Here is a 17,065-nt window from a genome sequence, read left to right on the forward strand (position 1 = left end):
CGCATGACGATCCCTCAGGAACAGGCCACCTGGTTCGCCGACACCTTCGGCAAGCTGGCCGACAACGTGGAGCATGCCGTGCTCGGCAAGCGCCACGTCATCGACCTGGTGCTGACGGCGATGCTCAGCGACGGCCACGTGCTGCTGGAGGACGTGCCCGGCACCGGCAAGACCTCGCTGGCGCGGGCGCTGGCCCAGTCCGTGCACGGCACCAACACGCGCATCCAGTTCACCCCCGACCTGCTGCCCGGCGACATCACGGGCATCACCGTGTACGACCAGAAGACCGGCGTGTTCGAGTTCCACTCCGGCCCGGTGTTCGCCAACATCGTGCTGGCCGACGAGATCAACCGGGCCAGTCCCAAGACGCAGTCCGCGCTGCTGGAGGTGATGGCCGAGGGCAAGGTCACCATCGACGGCATCACCCGCCCGGTGGGCGTGCCGTTCCTGGTGATCGCGACGCAGAACCCGGTCGAGCAGGCCGGCACCTACCGGCTGCCCGAGGCGCAGCTGGATCGCTTTCTGATGAAGACCTCGCTGGGCTACCCCGACCACGCCGCCACCGTGCGGATCCTGGACGGTGCGGCCGTGGCCACCGACGCGCTCGAGGCCATCGTCACGCCCGACACGCTGGTGGGCATGGCCGACCTGGCCCGCGACGTGTACGCCAACGCCCTGGTGCTGGACTACATCGCCCGGATGGTCGACGCCACCCGGTCGGCCGAGCAGGTGCGGCTGGGCGTCAGCATCCGCGGCGCCCTGGCCCTGACCCGCGCCAGCCGCACCCGCGCGATCTCGCAGGGCCGCACCTACGTGACGCCCGACGACGTGAAGGCGCTCGCCGTCGCGGTGCTCTCGCACCGGCTGATCCTGCACCCCGAAGCCGAGTTCGACGGCGTGAGCGCCGAGGCCGTCGTCGGCCAGGTGCTGCTGGACGTGCCGCCACCCAGCCAGCGCGAGGGCGCATGAGCGAGCACACCCGCACCCAGCCGACGGGCGTGGACGGTTCCACGACCGTGCGCAGCGCCCGGCGCGGCTGGCTCGTGCCGGCGGTGCTGTCGGCCGTATCGGCCGGCCGGCGGGTGCACACGGCCACGACATCGGCCCGGCGCGCGGTGGCTCAGACGGTCAGCCCGGCCGGCTGGCTCGTCGTGACGCTGGCCACTGCCGGGCTCGCCCTGGGGTGGGTGTTCGGCTGGGTCGAGGCGCTGGTGGCCGGGTTGGCGTCGCTGGCGTTGCTGCTGATGAGCGTGCCCTTCCTGTTCGGCGCGCGCGGCTACGACGTGCGGGTGCGGCTCGCGCACGAGCGCATGGTCGCCGGCGACCCGCTGCAGGCCGACATCCAGATCCGCAACGTCGGCCGGCACACGACCCTGCCTGGGCGGCTCGACCTGCCGGTCGGCGACGGACTGGTCGAACTCGGCATGCCGCTGCTGCGGCCCGGGCGGGACGTGGCGCGGCCGGTGTCGATCCCCGCGCTGCGGCGTGGCGTGGTCACCGTCGGTCCGCCGACGGCGGTGCGTACCGACCCGGTCGGCCTGCTGCGCCGCGAGCACGAGTGGGACGAGCGCCACGAGATCTATGTGCACCCGCGCACCGTGGCGGTGCCGTCCACGAGCGCCGGGATGATCCGCGACCTGGAGGGCAACCCGAGCCGTCGCCTCGTCGACGCCGACATGTCGTTCCACGACATCCGCCCGTACGTGCCGGGGGATGCCCGCCGGCAGATCCACTGGAAGTCCACCGCCAAGACCGGCCAGCTGATGGTGCGCCAGTTCGAAGAGACGCGGCGCTCCCGCCTGGCGGTCGTGCTGAGCCTGAAGCGCGCCGAGTACGCGTCGGACGACGAGTTCGAGCTGGGCGTGAGCGTGGCCGCATCGCTCGCCGTGCAGGCGCTGCGCGACGGACGCGACCTGGACGTCGTCACCGGAGCGGCGATCCCGCGCGCGGTGCGGGGGCGGATGCGCTCGATCGAGGTGCTGCAGGCCGGCACGCCGCGCGGACTGCTGGACGGGTTCTCGCGGCTGACCGAGCTCGAGCACACGATGGCGCTGTCGGAGGTCTGCCGCCTGGCCGTGGAGGCATCCGAGGCGCTGTCGCTGGCGTTCGTGGTGTGCGGCTCGAAGACCACGCCGCTGCAGCTGCGGCAGGCCGCGCTGGGGTTCTCCGCCGGCACCGCGGTGGTCGCTGTCGTCTGCGACCAGCAGGCGCCGCCGCGCACCCGGCCGCTCGGCGCTCTGACCGTGATGACGGTGGGCGTGCTGCCCGATCTGCCCGGCCTGATGCTGCGCGGCGCGCAGTCCGCCGCCGTGACGGGGGCGACGGCATGACCACACGTCTGGATGCCGCGGCCGTGCGCTCACCGCATGTCGTGGTCGGCAGCGCCTACGCGGTGGCCATGGCGGCCGTGGCTGCGCTCGCGGCCTGGCCGATCTATGCGGATGCCCGGATGCTGCTGCTGGCGAGCCTGGCCGTCGCCGGCGCGCTGGTCGTCTCGGTCGCGGCGACACTGCTGAAGTGGGCCGGATGGCTGACGGCACTCGCCGCGGTCGGCGTGTTCCTGGTGCTCGGCGTGGGCGTTGCCGTGCCGCCGTCGGGCGAGCGAGGGGTCGTCGGTTCGGTGGTGGGAGCGCTGACCGGGGTGATCACGGGTTTCAAGGACCTGGTGACCGTCGAGCTGCCGGTCGGCGGCTACCGCAATCTGCTCGTGCCGGCGCTGGCGGTGTTCCTGATCGGCACGCTGGTCACCCTGCGCGTGGGCTGGCGACCTGAGCGGTGGGGCGCGCTCGCCGCTGCCGCGGCACTGCTGATGCCGACGTTCGGACTGCTGTTCGGCCGCACCGTCACGAGCGCGCCCGTCGCGATCGGCCCCGTCACCGTCCCGGCGCCGCGCGAGCTGGCATGCGGTGTGCTGGCCCTGGTGCTGTCGGTCTTCTGGCTGTCATGGCGTGCGGCCTCGGCCCGCCGGGCGGCGCTGCGCCGTGCCGCCGGCACCAGCGGGGTGCGGCTCGGGCATCGCAGCGGCGCCGACCTGCGCCGGGCCGGCCTGGCGGCGGGCATGGTGGTCATCTCCGTCGCGGTCGGAGCCCTCATCGTGCCCTCGGTCGCCGAGGGCCGCACCCGCGACGTGCTGCGCAGCGCCGCCGGCCCTGCGCAGGCCATCAGCCGGGCGGTCAGCCCGCTCACGGCATACCGCGCCAATTTCGAATCGGATGCCTTCCGCACGCCGCTGTTCACCGTGACCGCCGTGGCGGGCCCGCTGCCCGAGCGGGTGCGTCTGGCCACCCTCACCTCCTATGACGGCGCGCACTACCGGGTCGCGGCATCCGGCGACAGCTCGTTCGTGCGGGTGCCGTCCCGGCTGCGCGCCGCTCCGGGGGCGGCATCGACCGTGCGCGTGCGCATCGCCGGCCTGCGCGGCATCTGGCTGCCCACGGTCGGCTCGCTGCAGCAGCTGACCTATTCCGGTTCGGCGTCGGCGCGCGCCGATTCGTTCTATTACGACGCCGCCGCGCAGGCCGGCGTGCAGACCGACGGCCTGCGCGCAGGCGAGCAGTACGACCTGACCGCGACGACGGCCTCGCTTCCCGACCTGCAGTCGCTGCGCGCGCCGGGGACCGACCCGCAGGTCGCGATCCCCGAGAGCGTCAAGACCTGGATGCAGCAGCAGGATGCCGGCACCGGCGGCGCGGCCCTGGCGACGCTCGTCGAGCGGCTGCGCGCGCGCGGCTACCTCAGCCACGCGCTGTCGGTGCCCGCCGACGGCGCCGCCTGGGTGCAGGCGCTGGGGCCGGGCTACGTGTTCCAGCCGATCGCCTCCGGCCACTCGCTGGCGCGCATCGACACGATGTTCCGCAAGCTGCTGACCAGCGCCGGCGACCCCTCCCGGTCGCTGGTGGCCGCGGTCGGCGACGACGAGCAGTTCTCGGTCGCGGTGGCGCTCATGGCGCAGGAGCTGGGCTTCCCGGCGCGCGTGGTCGTGGGTGCGCGGCTGGTCGCCGGAGCGGATGTGCGCGACGTGCCGGCGTGCGCGGCGGGGGTGTGCACCGGTGGGAACATCACCGCGTGGACCGAGGTGCGCTCGGCGGACGGCCGGTGGGTGCCGGTGGATGTCACGCCTCAGCATGCCGAAGGGGCCGACATCGCGGTGGCCCACCGGCGCGACCCCGAGAACGCCACCGACGTCCGTCCGCAGCACGCGCGGGAGGTCGATCCGCCCGATCCGACGCGGCAGGAGGCCGCCGACGCCGCCGCCCATCCCGACGACGCGGGTGGCCTGCCGGTGCTGTGGGCTGCGCTGCGCGCGGTCGGCATCGGTGCGGCGGGGCTGCTCATCCTGGTCGGGCCGTTCGCGGCGATCGTCGCCGCCAAAGCGGTGCGCCGCCGCCGTCGGCGCAGGGACGCCACCCCCGCCGCCCGGATGATCGGCGGGTGGGATGAGTACGTCGACACAGCAGTGGACCACGGTCTGGCCGGCCCCGGCATCCAGACCCGCAGCGAGCTGGCCGCGGCGCATGATTCGCCGGCCGCGGCGACCCTTGCCGCCGGCGCCGACCGCGCGGTGTTCTCGGACTCCGTCCCTGACGCCGCGCAGTCCGAGCGGTTCTGGCGGATCGTCGACGCCGAGCGGCGGCGACTGTCCGAGTCGACATCGGTATGGCGTCGGATGCTGGCGGCCGTATCGTTGAGATCATTCGTCCGGGGCCTCGAGTCCCGGCCTGGGCACGCCGATCGTGCCCGGACCAAGCCCGGTACCGAGAGGAGAGGGTCCGCGCGCAGTCGCGCCGTGCCCGCGCAGCCATGAGTGACAGCGCCGCCGCAGCAGCCGTTTCATCGATTCTGATCTCCCTGGTCTTCGCCCTCGCGCTCTATGTCTGGACGGCGCTGGCCCTGCAGGCGGTGTTCCGCAAATCCGGCGAGCAGGGCTGGAAGGCCTGGGTGCCGTTCTACAACATCGCCACGCTGCTGCGCCTGGGTGGGTTCAGCGAATGGCTGGTGCTGCTCATCCTGGTGCCCGGCGTCGGTGCCGCCGCCCTGTTCGTCCTCGAGGTGATCGCGTGCCACCGCATCAACCGCGGCTTCGGCTTCGGCGCAGGCATGACGGTGCTGGCGGCACTCCTGTTCCCGGTGTGGGCCAGCGTCGTCGGATGGGGCAGCAGTCGCTGGGTCGGCCCGGTGCCCGGCGGCGCCCGCGCAGTCGGGCCCATGCGCACCGGTGCGCCCCGACCACCGGCGCATGCCGCGTCGGCGCAGGCCCAGGCGCAGGCACTCGGCTGGTACCAGAGCTCTCCCGGCGCCGCTCCGACGCCCATCCCGCCGGCGCCCGGGTTCGCGCCGTCCGGCTTCGCGCCGGCGCCGGGCCCCGCGCCGCAGGGGCTGCTGCCGCCGCGTCCGCCGCTGCCCGGTGCGGCCGCGCCCGGACCGGTCACGTCCGTGCCCGGACGTGAGCCGGTCGTGATCGTGCCTGCCGACACGGGCCTCGACGACGATTCTGCGTCGATGCCGCGGCACCGCGCGTCGTTCACCGAGCCGGGCGCCGAGTGGGCCGACAGCGCCGCGCCGGCTGCCTCTGCGGCATCCACTCCGCGCGCGGCTCCCGCGGCATCGCGGCGCACTGTATTGGGTGACGCGGCACCGGCCGCGCCCCGCCACGCAGTGTCCGACGCCGACCAGGGATATCTCGACGAGGACGGCTTCGACCACGACGTCGAACCGCCCGCCGCGCCCGTTGCCCCGGCGGCGCAGGCCAACCCGTGGGCGCCGCCGGCCGCGACCCGCCCGCCGCTGCGCGCCGACGAGCCCTACGGCTTCTCCGACACGTCCGGGGAGGTGTCCGCCGTCGCCGGAGCGCCGTCGCTGGGCGCGCCGATGTCGGCCCGTTCGTCGGTGTCGGCACGCCGCGAAGCGCCCGAGCTGCCCGACGCCGAGTCGGCGTTCGACGAGACCATCATCGCCGTGCGCAAGCGCACGCCGTGGGTGCTGGTGCCGCCGCTGGGCGCGTCGGTGCCGATCACGCAGGATGTGCTGATCCTCGGGCGCAGGCCCAGCAGCGACCCGACCTACCCGGACGCGCAGCTCATCTCGATCGCCGACGAGACGCGCACGATGTCCAAGACGCACGCCCGGCTCGAGCTGCACGACGGCACCTGGGTCATCACGGATCTCGACTCGACGAACGGCGTCGTGCTCATCGACGTCGACGGCAGCGAGATCGAGGCCGTCGCGGGGCGCCCGCTGCCGGTGATCGAGCGCTTCCTGCTCGGGGATGCCGAGCTGCGCCTGAGCCGCGACGGCGCGTGATGGCCGGGTCGGCGCAGCCCGGCGGGCATCCCGCATCCGAGGACCCGGACGACGACACCGTCCTGGTCTCGCGCCGGCGCACGGCGGCCGACCCTGCCCCGGGCGAGGATCTCGACCAGACGCAGGTCGCACCGCGTCGGCGGCCGGACGCCCAGCCGGCCGACGACACCATGGTTCTGCCGGGCCGGAATGAAATGAGCGACCAGACCCGTGCCGAGTCGCGGGATGCCGCCACCGGCCTCGGCGCGGATCTCGGCCATACCCGGATCGGTCTCCGGCGCCGCAGTGCCGGCCCCGGCGCGGCCCCCGCCGCCAGCCTCGCCGCCGGCCCCGGCGCCGACCTCGCCGCCGACCCCGGCGCGGACATTGACCGGACCCGGGTCGGTGCACGCCGGCAGAGCACCCCCGCCCGCCAGCCCCTGCGGCCCGCAGACCCTGAGCGCCCCGGCCGCACCGCCACCGCCGGTGCGGCCGAGCACGCCGTCTACCGGCCGCGCCCGCCCGCGCCCGCCCGCGCCCGGCGTGCACCCGACGCGCAGCATGTCGCCGCACCGGTGCCGCCGGTGCCGCCCGCCACCGGCATCCCGTCGTCGCCGACTCGCTCGAGGCTGCTGACCCTGGCGGCCCTGACCGGTGTCATCGTGGTCATCGCGGCCGTGGCCGTCGTCGGAATCCTGCTGCTGACGGGGCTGTAGCCGGCGTCGGGTGGGCGCGGTCCAGATCAGGATGCCGCCGGGCAGCTGCTGCACGGTCCAGTCGGTGTCGTGTTTGAGGGTGGGCCCGCGCGCCGAGAGGCTCCGCGCAGCGCGCAGCGATGCGTGGAGTAGGCGTGGGGAGGGTGTCGGGTGCACAGGTGTGCGAGGTTGCGGGCACGTTCGTAAGCTGACCGTATGGAGATGCCTCGTTCTGCTGCGATCTATGCGCGTATTTCTTCGGACCCGTCCGGGCAGGCGCTGGGGGTGCAGCGTCAGCTGGAGGATTGTCACAGGCTTGCCGCGGACCGGGGATGGACGGTGGGCGCGGAGTATGTGGATAACGACGTGTCTGCGTATTCGGGGAAGCGGCGTCCGGAGTATGAACGGATGCTTGCGGACGTGCGGGACGGGTTGCGGGATGCGGTGATCGTGTACAACATGGACCGGCTGACCCGTCGCCCGATCGAGTTGGAGCAGTTCACGGCGGTGTGTGAGTCGGCGGGGCTGCGGCATGTCGCCACGGCGACTGCGGATGTGGATCTGGGCAGTGATGACGGGTTGTTCATGGCGCGGATCACGGCGGCGGTGGCGGCGAAGGAGTCGGCGCGCAAGTCGGCGCGGGTGCGGCGGAAGATGCAGCAGAACGCGGAGCGCGGCCTGCCCGGTGGCGGGTCGAGTCGCCCGTATGGGTACGAGGCGGACAAGGTCACGGTCAACCCTGCCGAGGCTGGGATCGTGCGGGAGATCGTTGCCCGGTACATCGCCGGGGAATCGGCGCGGGCGGTCGCGGAGGACTTGCAGGAGCGGGGCGTGCCGACCTCGACCGGGGGGCAGTGGCGGTCGACCACGATCCGCGGCATCCTGCTGTCGCCCCGAATCGCGGGGCTGCGCGCGTACCACGGGGAGATCGTCGGTAAGGCGGTGTGGGAGCCGATCATCACCACCGAGCAGCGGCAGCAGGTGCTGAACACGATGCAGCAGAACAAGGCCACCGGGAGGCGTGCCCCCCGTCGGTATCTGCTGTCCGGGATGCTGCGGTGCGGGAAGTGCGGAGGAAAGCTGTTCTCCGCCGCCCGGGTGAACGAGCGCCGGTACGTGTGCGCGTCCGGGCCGGACCATGGCGGGTGCGGCGGGATCATGGTCAACGCGCCCCGGGTCGAGGAATGGCTCACCGCCGCCGTGCTGTATCGGCTGGACACCCCGGAGATGGAGGCGGTGCTGACCGGGCAGCGCGCGCAGGACGACCGCTACGCCGACCTTGCCGCGCAGCGCGAGAAGCTCGAGACGCGGATGCGGGAATTGGCGGCGATGTTTAGCGAGGGCGAGATCTCCCGGATGGAGTGGAAAGCCGCCCGTGACCCGCTCGAGGCGCAACTGACCGGGGTCGACCAGCAACTGTCCCGGCTGAGCACGGCATCGAACCTTGACCGGATCGTCGGGCACGGGGAAGCGCTACGGGCCGGGTGGGAGCAGATGACTCTAGAACGGCAGGCCGCGATCGTGCGGGCCGTGCTCGACTACGCCACGATCCTCCCGGCCACCGTGCACCAGTTCGACCCCGGGCGGATTCAGCCGGTGTGGGTGCTGTAGGGGCAGGCGGGCGGTGCGCGGCTCCGCCACAGCGGACCCGCCGCGCTCCGCCCCGCCTGCCCCTAGCAGCGTCCGCACCCGGGTGAGCACACCCGGATCCGCCACGAACACCGGCACCCCCTGCGCGGCGCACGACGCCGCAACCCACGCGGCGAGCAGTTCCCTGTCGATAGGCATCAGCGCCCCCACTGCGCCCACACCGTCGGCGGACCCGGCCAGTCCTCCGACTCCGACGAGTCCCACACCACCCCAGGCGTCCCCGCCATGAACGCCGACGCCTGCGCGAGCACATCACCGCGACTGGCGCCGTGGAACCCGACCCGCTCCGGCTGGAACCCTTCCGCCACGTCGTACCGGTGCGAGCCGAGATCCCGGGCGACCGGATCCGCGAATGACTTCGCCACGTACTTCGCCAGATATCCGCCCGCGATCCGCGCCTCTGACAGCGATGTCGACCCCACCGGCAGGTTGCCGAGCAGCTTGATCGAGATGAACCCGTACGGCCACGCCGCCTCGATCATCGACCGCTTGATGTACTTCCCCACTGCGAAGTGCGCGTGCAGCCCGTGGCCGGTCTTGTGCCACTCCGGCACCCACGCATACGGGAACGCTTCGCCGCCCAACCTCCCCCGCAGGTCACGGAAGAACCCGGCCAGGTGCTCCCGAACCAGGCCCGGGTCGTGGTTCCCCTCCCCGCGGTAGGTGAGCGTGCCAAGCCGGTTGAGCACGTTCCCTGCGCAGTAGCGGCGCAGGCGCGTTCGCGCGCGACGCGCAGCCTCCGCGGCAGCACGGTCGGGGTCGGCGGCCTGACCGCGCGCCACGTATTTGGGTCTACGCCGCAACGCGGCACGGAACGAGCCCCCGCCTTCACCAGCAGCGAGGACAAGAGTAAACGACCACTCCGCGTCAGGACGAGCGAGACCGGAGAAGGACGGGGAAGGCCGAGGGGCCATGGACTGAACCTTTTGCGCGCACCAACAGGACGCGGCCACGCAAATTCAGTCATTTCGCGCGATTTAGTCCAGACACTGGCCGATAGTGCCGCGCAGCCCACCCAGGCAAGGGCCCCTCAATCGATCAAGACACTCGCTGGGACCTGGGACCGCCCCCAATACGAGCTTGAACCGATTAAAGCACAGGCGCCGAACGAGGCCCGGTAGGCGCCGCCGGGCGGCGCGTCTGCCGCGGAATCGCTACGCGATCCCTTGCCCTCGCCAGGTCACACCAGGTCCCGAGTTATGTTGCAGATTCAAGTCAAGAGGCGCCTGCCGCGGCTGCGATGAATCCGACCACACCGCCCGCCACACCGCCGAGCACGGTCGCTGCTGAGATCATCAACACCTCGAAGTCCGACCGACGGCCAGTCTCCACGAATTGAACAACATCGCGGGCGTTGGAGATTAGGGCTTGGTTGTTCTCATCCGATAACTGACGCAAGTACGGTTCAAACGCCGGTAGCGTGTCTGATTGCGCCAGGATCCGTTTGGTCATCGCCACGGAGAACCCTGCTCGCTCAGTCTCGCGGGTCTGCAGATTGAGCGCTTGTAGGCCGAGGCGGCGGGCACTGGCAGAGGAGCGAAGTACACGAGTCCACCAACCGCTGAGCCCTGTGCCGGAGTGATCCCTCACAAGTTGATCCGTCGAGTCCGCGAGAGCGCCAACTTCCCGAGAATCTCGGTTAACCTGTCGCTGCAGCCAGTAATACAGGCTGAGTTGGTCCCTGAGCGAGTCTTCTAGCGATGCTCCAGCCTCATCGAGCCCCTCGGACCTCTCTCGGTCGTACAAGAACTCGACCGACTCGTAGCCGTACATTGCGATTCGAGCAACGCTCAGTGCCGCCTCCTGCGGGCTCGTTGAAGCCCGGAGGAGCGCATCCATGTGGAAGGGAGATGGCCCCACCCGAGCCATCCGAACTCCTGTGCCGCCTCGCTGTAACTCCTGGTTCGTGAACCGATATACCAGCAAGACAGCGTCCGAGCCGTTGACCTCACTCGGGTCGACATCGTCGAGCACCCACACAAATGTGGCGGGGCCATGGAACGCGTACTCGGTCCGAACCCGGAAGTGTTCAGCGCCGACCTTACGTCGTGAGATCGAGCCGTCGCTAAGAATGTCTTTCTGCAGGCGCTCCGGAATATGCACCTCGAACGAGATCGAGCCGTACTCGGGTTCGACCCAGAACCCCTCGCTGATGTTGTCATCCTCTGAGTCCGCGTCAGCAGATGGCTCTGCAGCTCCCGGATGCTCTGCCCTTTCGGGAAGGTGCTCGGGCCTTACCTGAATAGCGATGTTACTTACCGTCGCCATCTGCTCAAGACCACGCCGCACATCGGAAAGCCACTCCTTAGGAGAGCGGGATCCGGGAACCACTAGCGGGAGACATCCGAATCCCAGGGGTCTCGCTTTGGGAAGGTCCGAAGCGGTCGGAATCGGTTCCGGCGAACTATTTTTGCTCTCGATCACGTGAACAACTCCAATAGGTTGTACCGAGACCACATCAAGGTTGGAATCGGCCAAATAGGCGCCACCCCCGGAATCGGCGGAACCGGTGGAATCTGAGGTATCGGAGGAATGGGGGGAATGCCTCGGATCGGTAGGAGAGGTCCGAACCGAGGGTCACCAAAGAAGGCCACCGCGTCGCCTCTACTGTCGCGAAAGTAGCCGTCCCGAAGAAAACCGACGATCCTGCCGCGGCGGCTTAATAGCCGATCGCCGCGGACCCACCCCAGTACTCTGCCTTGGGCGTCATAGATTACATCGCCGCGAAGCCAAGCAATGTGCCTACCGGCACGGTCAAAAACGGGCTCCACGGTACAGAATTTATTACTTGCCGCCGAAGAGTGTGCGGATCGACTCGCAGTGGTCGTATTCGGAACTTGCCAGGTTGCACAGGCAGGTCGGTCCGCCCTCGGCGTGGCCGCGGGTGTGGTCGATGTCGCTTTTCTGGGCGGGACGGCGGCAGCCGGGGAACGGCCGCCCTCGCTCAACCGGGGCGCCGCAGGGCACCTGTTCGACGACGCACCAGACACACGCCCGCCTCGGCAGCGTGGAGCGTTTGACCGGCACCGCCTGGCACGCGTATCATTGATCGGGTGTGCGCTCGCGCGCTCTTTGTGCTGTGCCTTCGCAGGGGGGCGATGCGCCGAGGCCGCCGGCACACAGCTCAGGGACCGGCCTGCGAACAGGCCACCCCCACGGCATATCCACCACACGAAACGCCCGGCGATGCCGAGTCGGTGGGTACAGGTGAGCCCGCGGCCGACGGATCGACAGATGCGTCACGCTGCGGGGGAGACACGACGCTGTCACCGTGCAGCACAACAGATAAGGAAGAACGTGCCAACCATTCAGCAGTTGGTTCGCAAGGGGCGTTCGCCGAAGGTCACCAAGACCAAGGCGCCCGCACTGAAGGCGAACCCGCAGCAGGCGGGTGTCTGCACCCGCGTGTACACGACCACGCCCAAGAAGCCGAACTCGGCGATGCGCAAGGTCGCTCGTGTCAAGCTCCGCAACGGCACCGAGGTCACCGCCTACATCCCGGGCGAGGGCCACAACCTGCAGGAGCACTCCCTCGTGCTGGTGCGCGGCGGTCGTGTCAAGGACCTGCCCGGTGTGCGCTACAAGATCGTCCGCGGTGCCCTGGACACCCAGGCCGTCAAGAACCGTAAGCAGGCTCGCAGCCGCTACGGTGCGAAGAAGGGTTGAGTTAGATGCCTCGTAAGGGTCCCGCCCCCAAGCGCCCCGTTGTCAACGACCCGGTCTACGGCGCGCCCATCGTGTCGCAGCTGGTCAACAAGATCCTCGTGGACGGCAAGAAGTCCCTCGCCGAGTCGATCGTCTACGGCGCCCTGGGCGGAGTTGAGACCAAGACCGGCTCCGACGCCGTCGCCACGCTGAAGAAGGCGCTGGACAACGTGCGCCCCACGCTCGAGGTCAAGAGCCGCCGCGTCGGCGGTTCGACCTACCAGGTGCCGGTCGAGGTCAAGCCTCACCGCGCCAACACGCTCGCGCTGCGCTGGCTGGTCAGCTACGCCAAGGGTCGTCGCGAGAAGACCATGACCGAGCGCCTGCAGAACGAGATTCTGGATGCCTCGAACGGCCTGGGAGCCGCGGTCAAGCGCCGTGAAGACACCCACAAGATGGCCGAGTCCAACCGCGCCTTCGCGCACTACCGCTGGTAACCAGCGCCCCTGGTCTGCCGGCCGGGAGGCCGGCAGACCCGCTTTCACTTAACGACGTAAGGAAGACACCCCGTGGCACAAGACGTGCTCACCGACCTCACGAAGGTCCGCAACATCGGCATCATGGCGCACATCGATGCCGGCAAGACGACGACGACCGAGCGCATCCTGTTCTACACGGGCGTCAACCACAAGATCGGCGAGACGCACGATGGTGCGGCGACGACCGACTGGATGGAGCAGGAGCAGGAGCGCGGCATCACCATCACCTCCGCCGCGGTGACCTGTTTCTGGAACGGCTCGCAGATCAACATCATCGACACTCCCGGCCACGTCGACTTCACCGTCGAAGTGGAGCGCTCGCTGCGCGTGCTCGATGGTGCCGTCGCCGTCTTCGACGGCAAGGAGGGCGTGGAGCCCCAGTCCGAGACGGTGTGGCGTCAGGCCGACAAGTACGACGTGCCCCGCATCTGCTTCGTCAACAAGATGGACAAGCTCGGCGCGGACTTCTACTTCACGGTGTCGACCATCGTGAACCGCCTCAAGGCCAAGCCGCTCGTGCTGCAGCTGCCGATCGGCGCCGAGAGCAGCTTCGTCGGGATCGTCGACCTCGTCGAGATGCGCGCACTGGTGTGGCCCGGCGACTCCAAGGGTGACGTCACGATGGGTGCGCACTATGAGATCGAGGAGATCCCGGCCGACCTGGTCGACAAGGCCAAGGAGTACCGCGAGAAGCTGCTCGAGACGGTCGCCGAGAGCGACGAGCACCTGCTGGAGAAGTACTTCGGCGGCGAGGAGCTGACCGTTGCCGAGATCAAGGGCGCGATCCGCAAGCTGACCGTGTCCGGCGAGCTCTATCCCGTGCTGTGCGGTTCGGCGTTCAAGAACCGCGGCGTGCAGCCGATGCTCGACGCGGTCGTGGACTACCTGCCTTCCCCCGTGGACGTGCCGGCCATCGAGGCGCACGACCCGAAGGACGAAGAGCGCGTCATCGAGCGCCACCCGAGCCGCGACGAGCCGTTCGCGGCGCTCGCGTTCAAGATCGCCGTGCACCCGTTCTTCGGTCGCCTGACCTACATCCGCGTCTACTCGGGTCACCTCGACTCGGGCGGGCAGGTGCTGAACGCGACCAAGAGCAAGAAGGAGCGCATCGGCAAGATCTTCCAGATGTACGCCAACAAGGAGAACCCGGTCGACGCCGTCACCGCCGGTCACATCTACGCCGTCATCGGCCTGAAGGACACCACCACCGGTGACACCCTGGCCGACCTGGCGCAGCCGGTGGTGCTGGAGCCGATGACGTTCCCCGAGCCGGTCATCGAGGTGGCCATCGAGCCCAAGACCAAGGCCGACCAGGAGAAGCTGGGTGTCGCCATCCAGAAGCTGGCCGAAGAGGACCCGACGTTCCGCGTGGAGCAGAACGCCGAGACCGGCCAGACCGTCATCAAGGGCATGGGCGAGCTGCACCTGGACATCCTGGTGGACCGCATGAAGCGCGAGTTCCACGTCGAGGCGAATGTCGGCAAGCCGCAGGTGGCCTACCGCGAGACGATCCGTCGGGCCGTCGAGCGTCACGACTACACGCACAAGAAGCAGACCGGTGGTTCGGGCCAGTTCGCGAAGATCCAGTTCGCGCTCGAGCCGATGGAAGTCACCGCCGACCACATCTACGAGTTCGAGAACAAGGTCACCGGTGGCCGCATCCCGCGCGAGTACATCCCCTCGGTCAACGCGGGCTTCCAGGACGCCATGCAGGTCGGCGTGCTCGCCGGCTACCCGCTGGTGGGCGTGAAGGCCATTCTGCTCGACGGTGCCGCACACGATGTCGACTCGTCCGAGATGGCGTTCAAGATCGCCGGCTCGATGGGCTTCAAGGAGGCGGCGCGCAAGGCGAACCCGGTCATCCTCGAGCCGCTGATGGCGGTCGAGGTGCGCACGCCCGAGGAGTACATGGGCGATGTCATCGGCGACCTGAACAGCCGCCGCGGTCAGATCCAGGCCATGGAGGACGCCCAGGGCGTCAAGGTCATCCGCGCCCTGGTGCCGCTGTCCGAGATGTTCGGCTACATCGGCGACCTGCGGTCGAAGACGTCGGGCCGTGCCGTCTACTCGATGGAGTTCGACAGCTACGCCGAGGTCCCCAAGGCCGTGGCCGAGGAGATCGTCCAGAAGAACAAGGGCGAGTGATCGCCCGGGATGCCGCGCCCTGTGGCGCGGCATCCAGCAAGACAACTTCACATAATCCATCCAATCCGTCTCTACTACACTGAGAGACATCCCCGTAGCGAACCGGTCGCAATCCAGTGCCCGGAATCGTTACCAGACCGTCCTGAGGAGGACCCAGTGGCGAAGGCCAAGTTCGAGCGGACCAAGCCGCACGTGAACATCGGAACGATCGGTCACGTTGACCACGGCAAGACGACGCTCTCTGCCGCGATCTCCAAGGTGCTTGCCGACAAGTACCCGTCAAGCGTGAATGTCGTCCGTGACTTCTCGTCGATCGACTCCGCTCCCGAAGAGCGTCAGCGTGGCATCACCATCAACATCTCGCACATCGAGTACGAGACCCCCAAGCGCCACTACGCGCACGTGGATGCCCCTGGTCACGCTGACTATGTCAAGAACATGATCACCGGTGCCGCGCAGATGGACGGTGCGATCCTCGTGGTCGCCGCCACCGACGGTCCGATGGCGCAGACGCGTGAGCACGTGCTGCTGGCCAAGCAGGTCGGCGTGCCGTACCTGCTGGTCGCGCTGAACAAGTCCGACATGGTCGATGACGAGGAGATCCTGGAGCTCGTCGAGCTCGAGGTCCGCGAGCTGCTGTCCAGCCAGGGCTTCCCCGGCGACGACGCCCCGGTCATCCGCGTCTCGGCGCTGAAGGCGCTCGAGGGCGACGAGAAGTGGACGCAGTCCATCCTCGACCTGATGCAGGCCGTCGACGACAACGTGCCCGACCCGGTGCGTGACCGCGACAAGCCCTTCCTGATGCCGATCGAGGACGTCTTCACGATCACCGGTCGTGGCACCGTGGTCACCGGCCGCGCCGAGCGTGGCACGCTGCCGATCAACTCCGAGGTCGAGATCGTGGGTCTGCGCCCGACGCAGAAGACGATCGTCACCGGCATCGAGATGTTCCACAAGCAGCTCGACGAGGCCTGGGCCGGCGAGAACTGTGGTCTGCTGCTGCGCGGCACCAAGCGCGACGATGTCGAGCGCGGCCAGGTCGTCGTCAAGCCGGGTTCGGTCACGCCGCACACCCAGTTCGAGGGCACCGCCTACATCCTGTCCAAGGACGAGGGTGGCCGGCACAACCCGTTCTACACGAACTACCGTCCGCAGTTCTACTTCCGCACCACGGACGTCACCGGCGTCATCACGCTGCCCGAGGGCACCGAGATGGTCATGCCCGGCGACACCACCGACATGGCCGTCGAGCTGATCCAGCCGATCGCCATGGAGGATGGCCTGGGCTTCGCAATCCGTGAGGGTGGCCGCACCGTCGGCGCCGGCACGGTCACGAAGATCCTCAAGTAGTCCTTCGCGAGCTCGGGGGCCGGATCCGCATGGATCCGGCCCCCTTTCTCATCCGCGGATACGAGGGTGCGCAACGACCATCGCTCACGTACAGTGTCTTTGTGCGCCCTTCGGGACGCCGATCTGAAGGGGGAGTAATCAATGGGATTCGATGATCTCGTGAACAAGGGCAAGGAACTGTTCGAGCAGAACAAGGACCAGATCGATGACGCCGTGCACAGCGAGCAGGCTGAGGGGATCAGCGACAAGATCCTCGACGGTGCCGCGGACTTCGCCAAGAAGGTCGCTCCCGACTCGGTCGATGCCAAGATCGACGAGCTGCGCGGCCAGGCCGACGGTGCTGTCGGCAACGAGTAGCGCGCAGTAGGACAGAACGAGGGGCGGATGCTGCGGCGTCCGCCCCTCGCTTCGCCCCTGCCGCGACGGACGCGGCGTGCCGGTGGCACGATTTGGATCTGCACCGCATTCGGCGTAGGCTTTAACACGTTCGCCCCAAAGGGCAGTGCGCAGCGGTCGAAAGGCCCCGCCCCCCTCAAGTAGCGAGCCACCTTCCACATCCGCTTCGTACAGAAGAGAATGTGTGAGGTTCCCGTCTGTCCGAGACAGTCACCGAGCGGAATGCCTGAGCCTTCGGGTTCCGGATCCGCGGAATTGACTTCCTGAACAGGTGGGGTATGGTTGTGAGGTTGCCCTGTGATGATGGCCGGTTGTTGTGGTCTTAGTTGTGGGTGCGTCTGGTCCTTGAGAACTCAACAGCGTGCA

At 69.2% G+C, this 17,065-nt stretch carries 14 protein-coding genes; 11 read left to right on the top strand and 3 right to left on the bottom strand.

The window, feature by feature from the left end; all coding sequences use genetic code 11:
* Positions 1-3: 3 nt before the first annotated feature.
* The 6 genes from ABD705_RS14175 to ABD705_RS14200 all read left to right on the top strand — a co-directional run bounded on the left by ABD705_RS14175 (position 4) and on the right by ABD705_RS14200 (position 8,585).
* Positions 4-969, top strand: a complete 966-nt coding sequence (locus tag ABD705_RS14175) for an AAA family ATPase (RefSeq protein WP_344784705.1) — start codon at positions 4-6, stop codon at positions 967-969.
* Entirely contained in the window at positions 966-2,330 is a 1,365-nt protein-coding gene (locus ABD705_RS14180; protein ID WP_344784707.1) for a DUF58 domain-containing protein, read from the top strand. The genes ABD705_RS14175 and ABD705_RS14180 overlap by 4 nt, the downstream gene beginning before the upstream one ends.
* Positions 2,327-4,804: a transglutaminase domain-containing protein gene (locus ABD705_RS14185; protein WP_344784709.1), complete on the top strand. Its 2,478-nt coding sequence runs from the start codon at positions 2,327-2,329 to the stop codon at positions 4,802-4,804. Before ABD705_RS14180 ends, ABD705_RS14185 begins: the two co-directional genes overlap by 4 nt.
* Positions 4,801-6,300 (top strand): DUF5684 domain-containing protein, encoded by a 1,500-nt coding sequence (locus ABD705_RS14190; RefSeq protein WP_344784711.1) that lies wholly within the window; start codon positions 4,801-4,803, stop codon positions 6,298-6,300. Before ABD705_RS14185 ends, ABD705_RS14190 begins: the two co-directional genes overlap by 4 nt.
* Positions 6,300-6,995, top strand: coding sequence for a hypothetical protein (locus ABD705_RS14195; RefSeq protein WP_344784713.1), 696 nt, complete (start codon positions 6,300-6,302; stop codon positions 6,993-6,995). The genes ABD705_RS14190 and ABD705_RS14195 overlap by 1 nt, the downstream gene beginning before the upstream one ends.
* Before the next feature lie 201 nt (positions 6,996-7,196).
* Positions 7,197-8,585, top strand: a complete 1,389-nt coding sequence (locus ABD705_RS14200) for a recombinase family protein (RefSeq protein WP_344784732.1) — start codon at positions 7,197-7,199, stop codon at positions 8,583-8,585.
* 176 nt (positions 8,586-8,761) lie between these two features.
* Here the strand turns inward: ABD705_RS14200 and ABD705_RS14205 are convergent, their stop codons facing one another.
* From ABD705_RS14205 to ABD705_RS16130, 3 genes are all read right to left on the bottom strand, one after another.
* Entirely contained in the window at positions 8,762-9,406 is a 645-nt protein-coding gene (locus ABD705_RS14205) for a rolling circle replication-associated protein (protein ID WP_344784715.1), read from the bottom strand.
* A gap of 433 nt (positions 9,407-9,839) precedes the next feature.
* Positions 9,840-11,048: a hypothetical protein gene (locus ABD705_RS14210; RefSeq protein WP_344784717.1), complete on the bottom strand. Its 1,209-nt coding sequence runs from the start codon at positions 11,046-11,048 to the stop codon at positions 9,840-9,842.
* Positions 11,045-11,797, bottom strand: a complete 753-nt coding sequence (locus tag ABD705_RS16130) for a 4-fold beta flower protein (protein ID WP_425562089.1) — start codon at positions 11,795-11,797, stop codon at positions 11,045-11,047. Before ABD705_RS16130 ends, ABD705_RS14210 begins: the two co-directional genes overlap by 4 nt.
* A 124-nt stretch (positions 11,798-11,921) precedes the next feature.
* Between ABD705_RS16130 and rpsL the strand changes: the two genes are divergently transcribed.
* From rpsL to ABD705_RS14235, 5 genes are all read left to right on the top strand, one after another.
* Positions 11,922-12,290, top strand: coding sequence for a 30S ribosomal protein S12 (gene rpsL, locus ABD705_RS14215; protein WP_018187369.1), 369 nt, complete (start codon positions 11,922-11,924; stop codon positions 12,288-12,290).
* Between the two features lie 5 nt (positions 12,291-12,295).
* Positions 12,296-12,766, top strand: coding sequence for a 30S ribosomal protein S7 (rpsG, locus tag ABD705_RS14220; protein ID WP_344784719.1), 471 nt, complete (start codon positions 12,296-12,298; stop codon positions 12,764-12,766).
* Between the two features lie 72 nt (positions 12,767-12,838).
* On the top strand, positions 12,839-14,953 hold the full coding sequence (gene fusA, locus ABD705_RS14225) for an elongation factor G (protein ID WP_344784721.1): 2,115 nt from the start codon (positions 12,839-12,841) through the stop codon (positions 14,951-14,953).
* A 156-nt stretch (positions 14,954-15,109) separates the two neighbouring features.
* The gene (gene tuf, locus ABD705_RS14230; protein ID WP_344784723.1) at positions 15,110-16,303 is read left to right on the top strand and encodes an elongation factor Tu; all 1,194 of its coding nucleotides are present in this window, start codon (positions 15,110-15,112) and stop codon (positions 16,301-16,303) included.
* Between the two features lie 141 nt (positions 16,304-16,444).
* Positions 16,445-16,660 (top strand): hypothetical protein, encoded by a 216-nt coding sequence (locus ABD705_RS14235; RefSeq protein WP_344784725.1) that lies wholly within the window; start codon positions 16,445-16,447, stop codon positions 16,658-16,660.
* Positions 16,661-17,065 lie beyond the last annotated feature (405 nt).

The sequence above is a fragment of the Microbacterium kribbense genome (assembly GCF_039537285.1).
GTDB classification, from domain to species: Bacteria; Actinomycetota; Actinomycetes; order Actinomycetales; family Microbacteriaceae; genus Microbacterium; species Microbacterium kribbense.

Bases quoted from the DNA above. Each gene is read 5' to 3' on its own strand.
- ABD705_RS14175 (WP_344784705.1), top strand. From the start codon at position 4: ATGACGATCCCTCAGGAACAGGCCACCTGGTTCGCCGACACCTTCGGC.
- ABD705_RS14235 (WP_344784725.1), top strand. From the start codon at position 16,445: ATGGGATTCGATGATCTCGTGAACAAGGGCAAGGAACTGTTCGAGCAG.
- ABD705_RS14200 (WP_344784732.1), top strand. From the start codon at position 7,197: ATGCCTCGTTCTGCTGCGATCTATGCGCGTATTTCTTCGGACCCGTCC.
- ABD705_RS14190 (WP_344784711.1), top strand. From the start codon at position 4,801: ATGAGTGACAGCGCCGCCGCAGCAGCCGTTTCATCGATTCTGATCTCC.
- ABD705_RS14180 (WP_344784707.1), top strand. From the start codon at position 966: ATGAGCGAGCACACCCGCACCCAGCCGACGGGCGTGGACGGTTCCACG.
- ABD705_RS14195 (WP_344784713.1), top strand. From the start codon at position 6,300: ATGGCCGGGTCGGCGCAGCCCGGCGGGCATCCCGCATCCGAGGACCCG.
- ABD705_RS14185 (WP_344784709.1), top strand. From the start codon at position 2,327: ATGACCACACGTCTGGATGCCGCGGCCGTGCGCTCACCGCATGTCGTG.
- rpsG (WP_344784719.1), top strand. From the start codon at position 12,296: ATGCCTCGTAAGGGTCCCGCCCCCAAGCGCCCCGTTGTCAACGACCCG.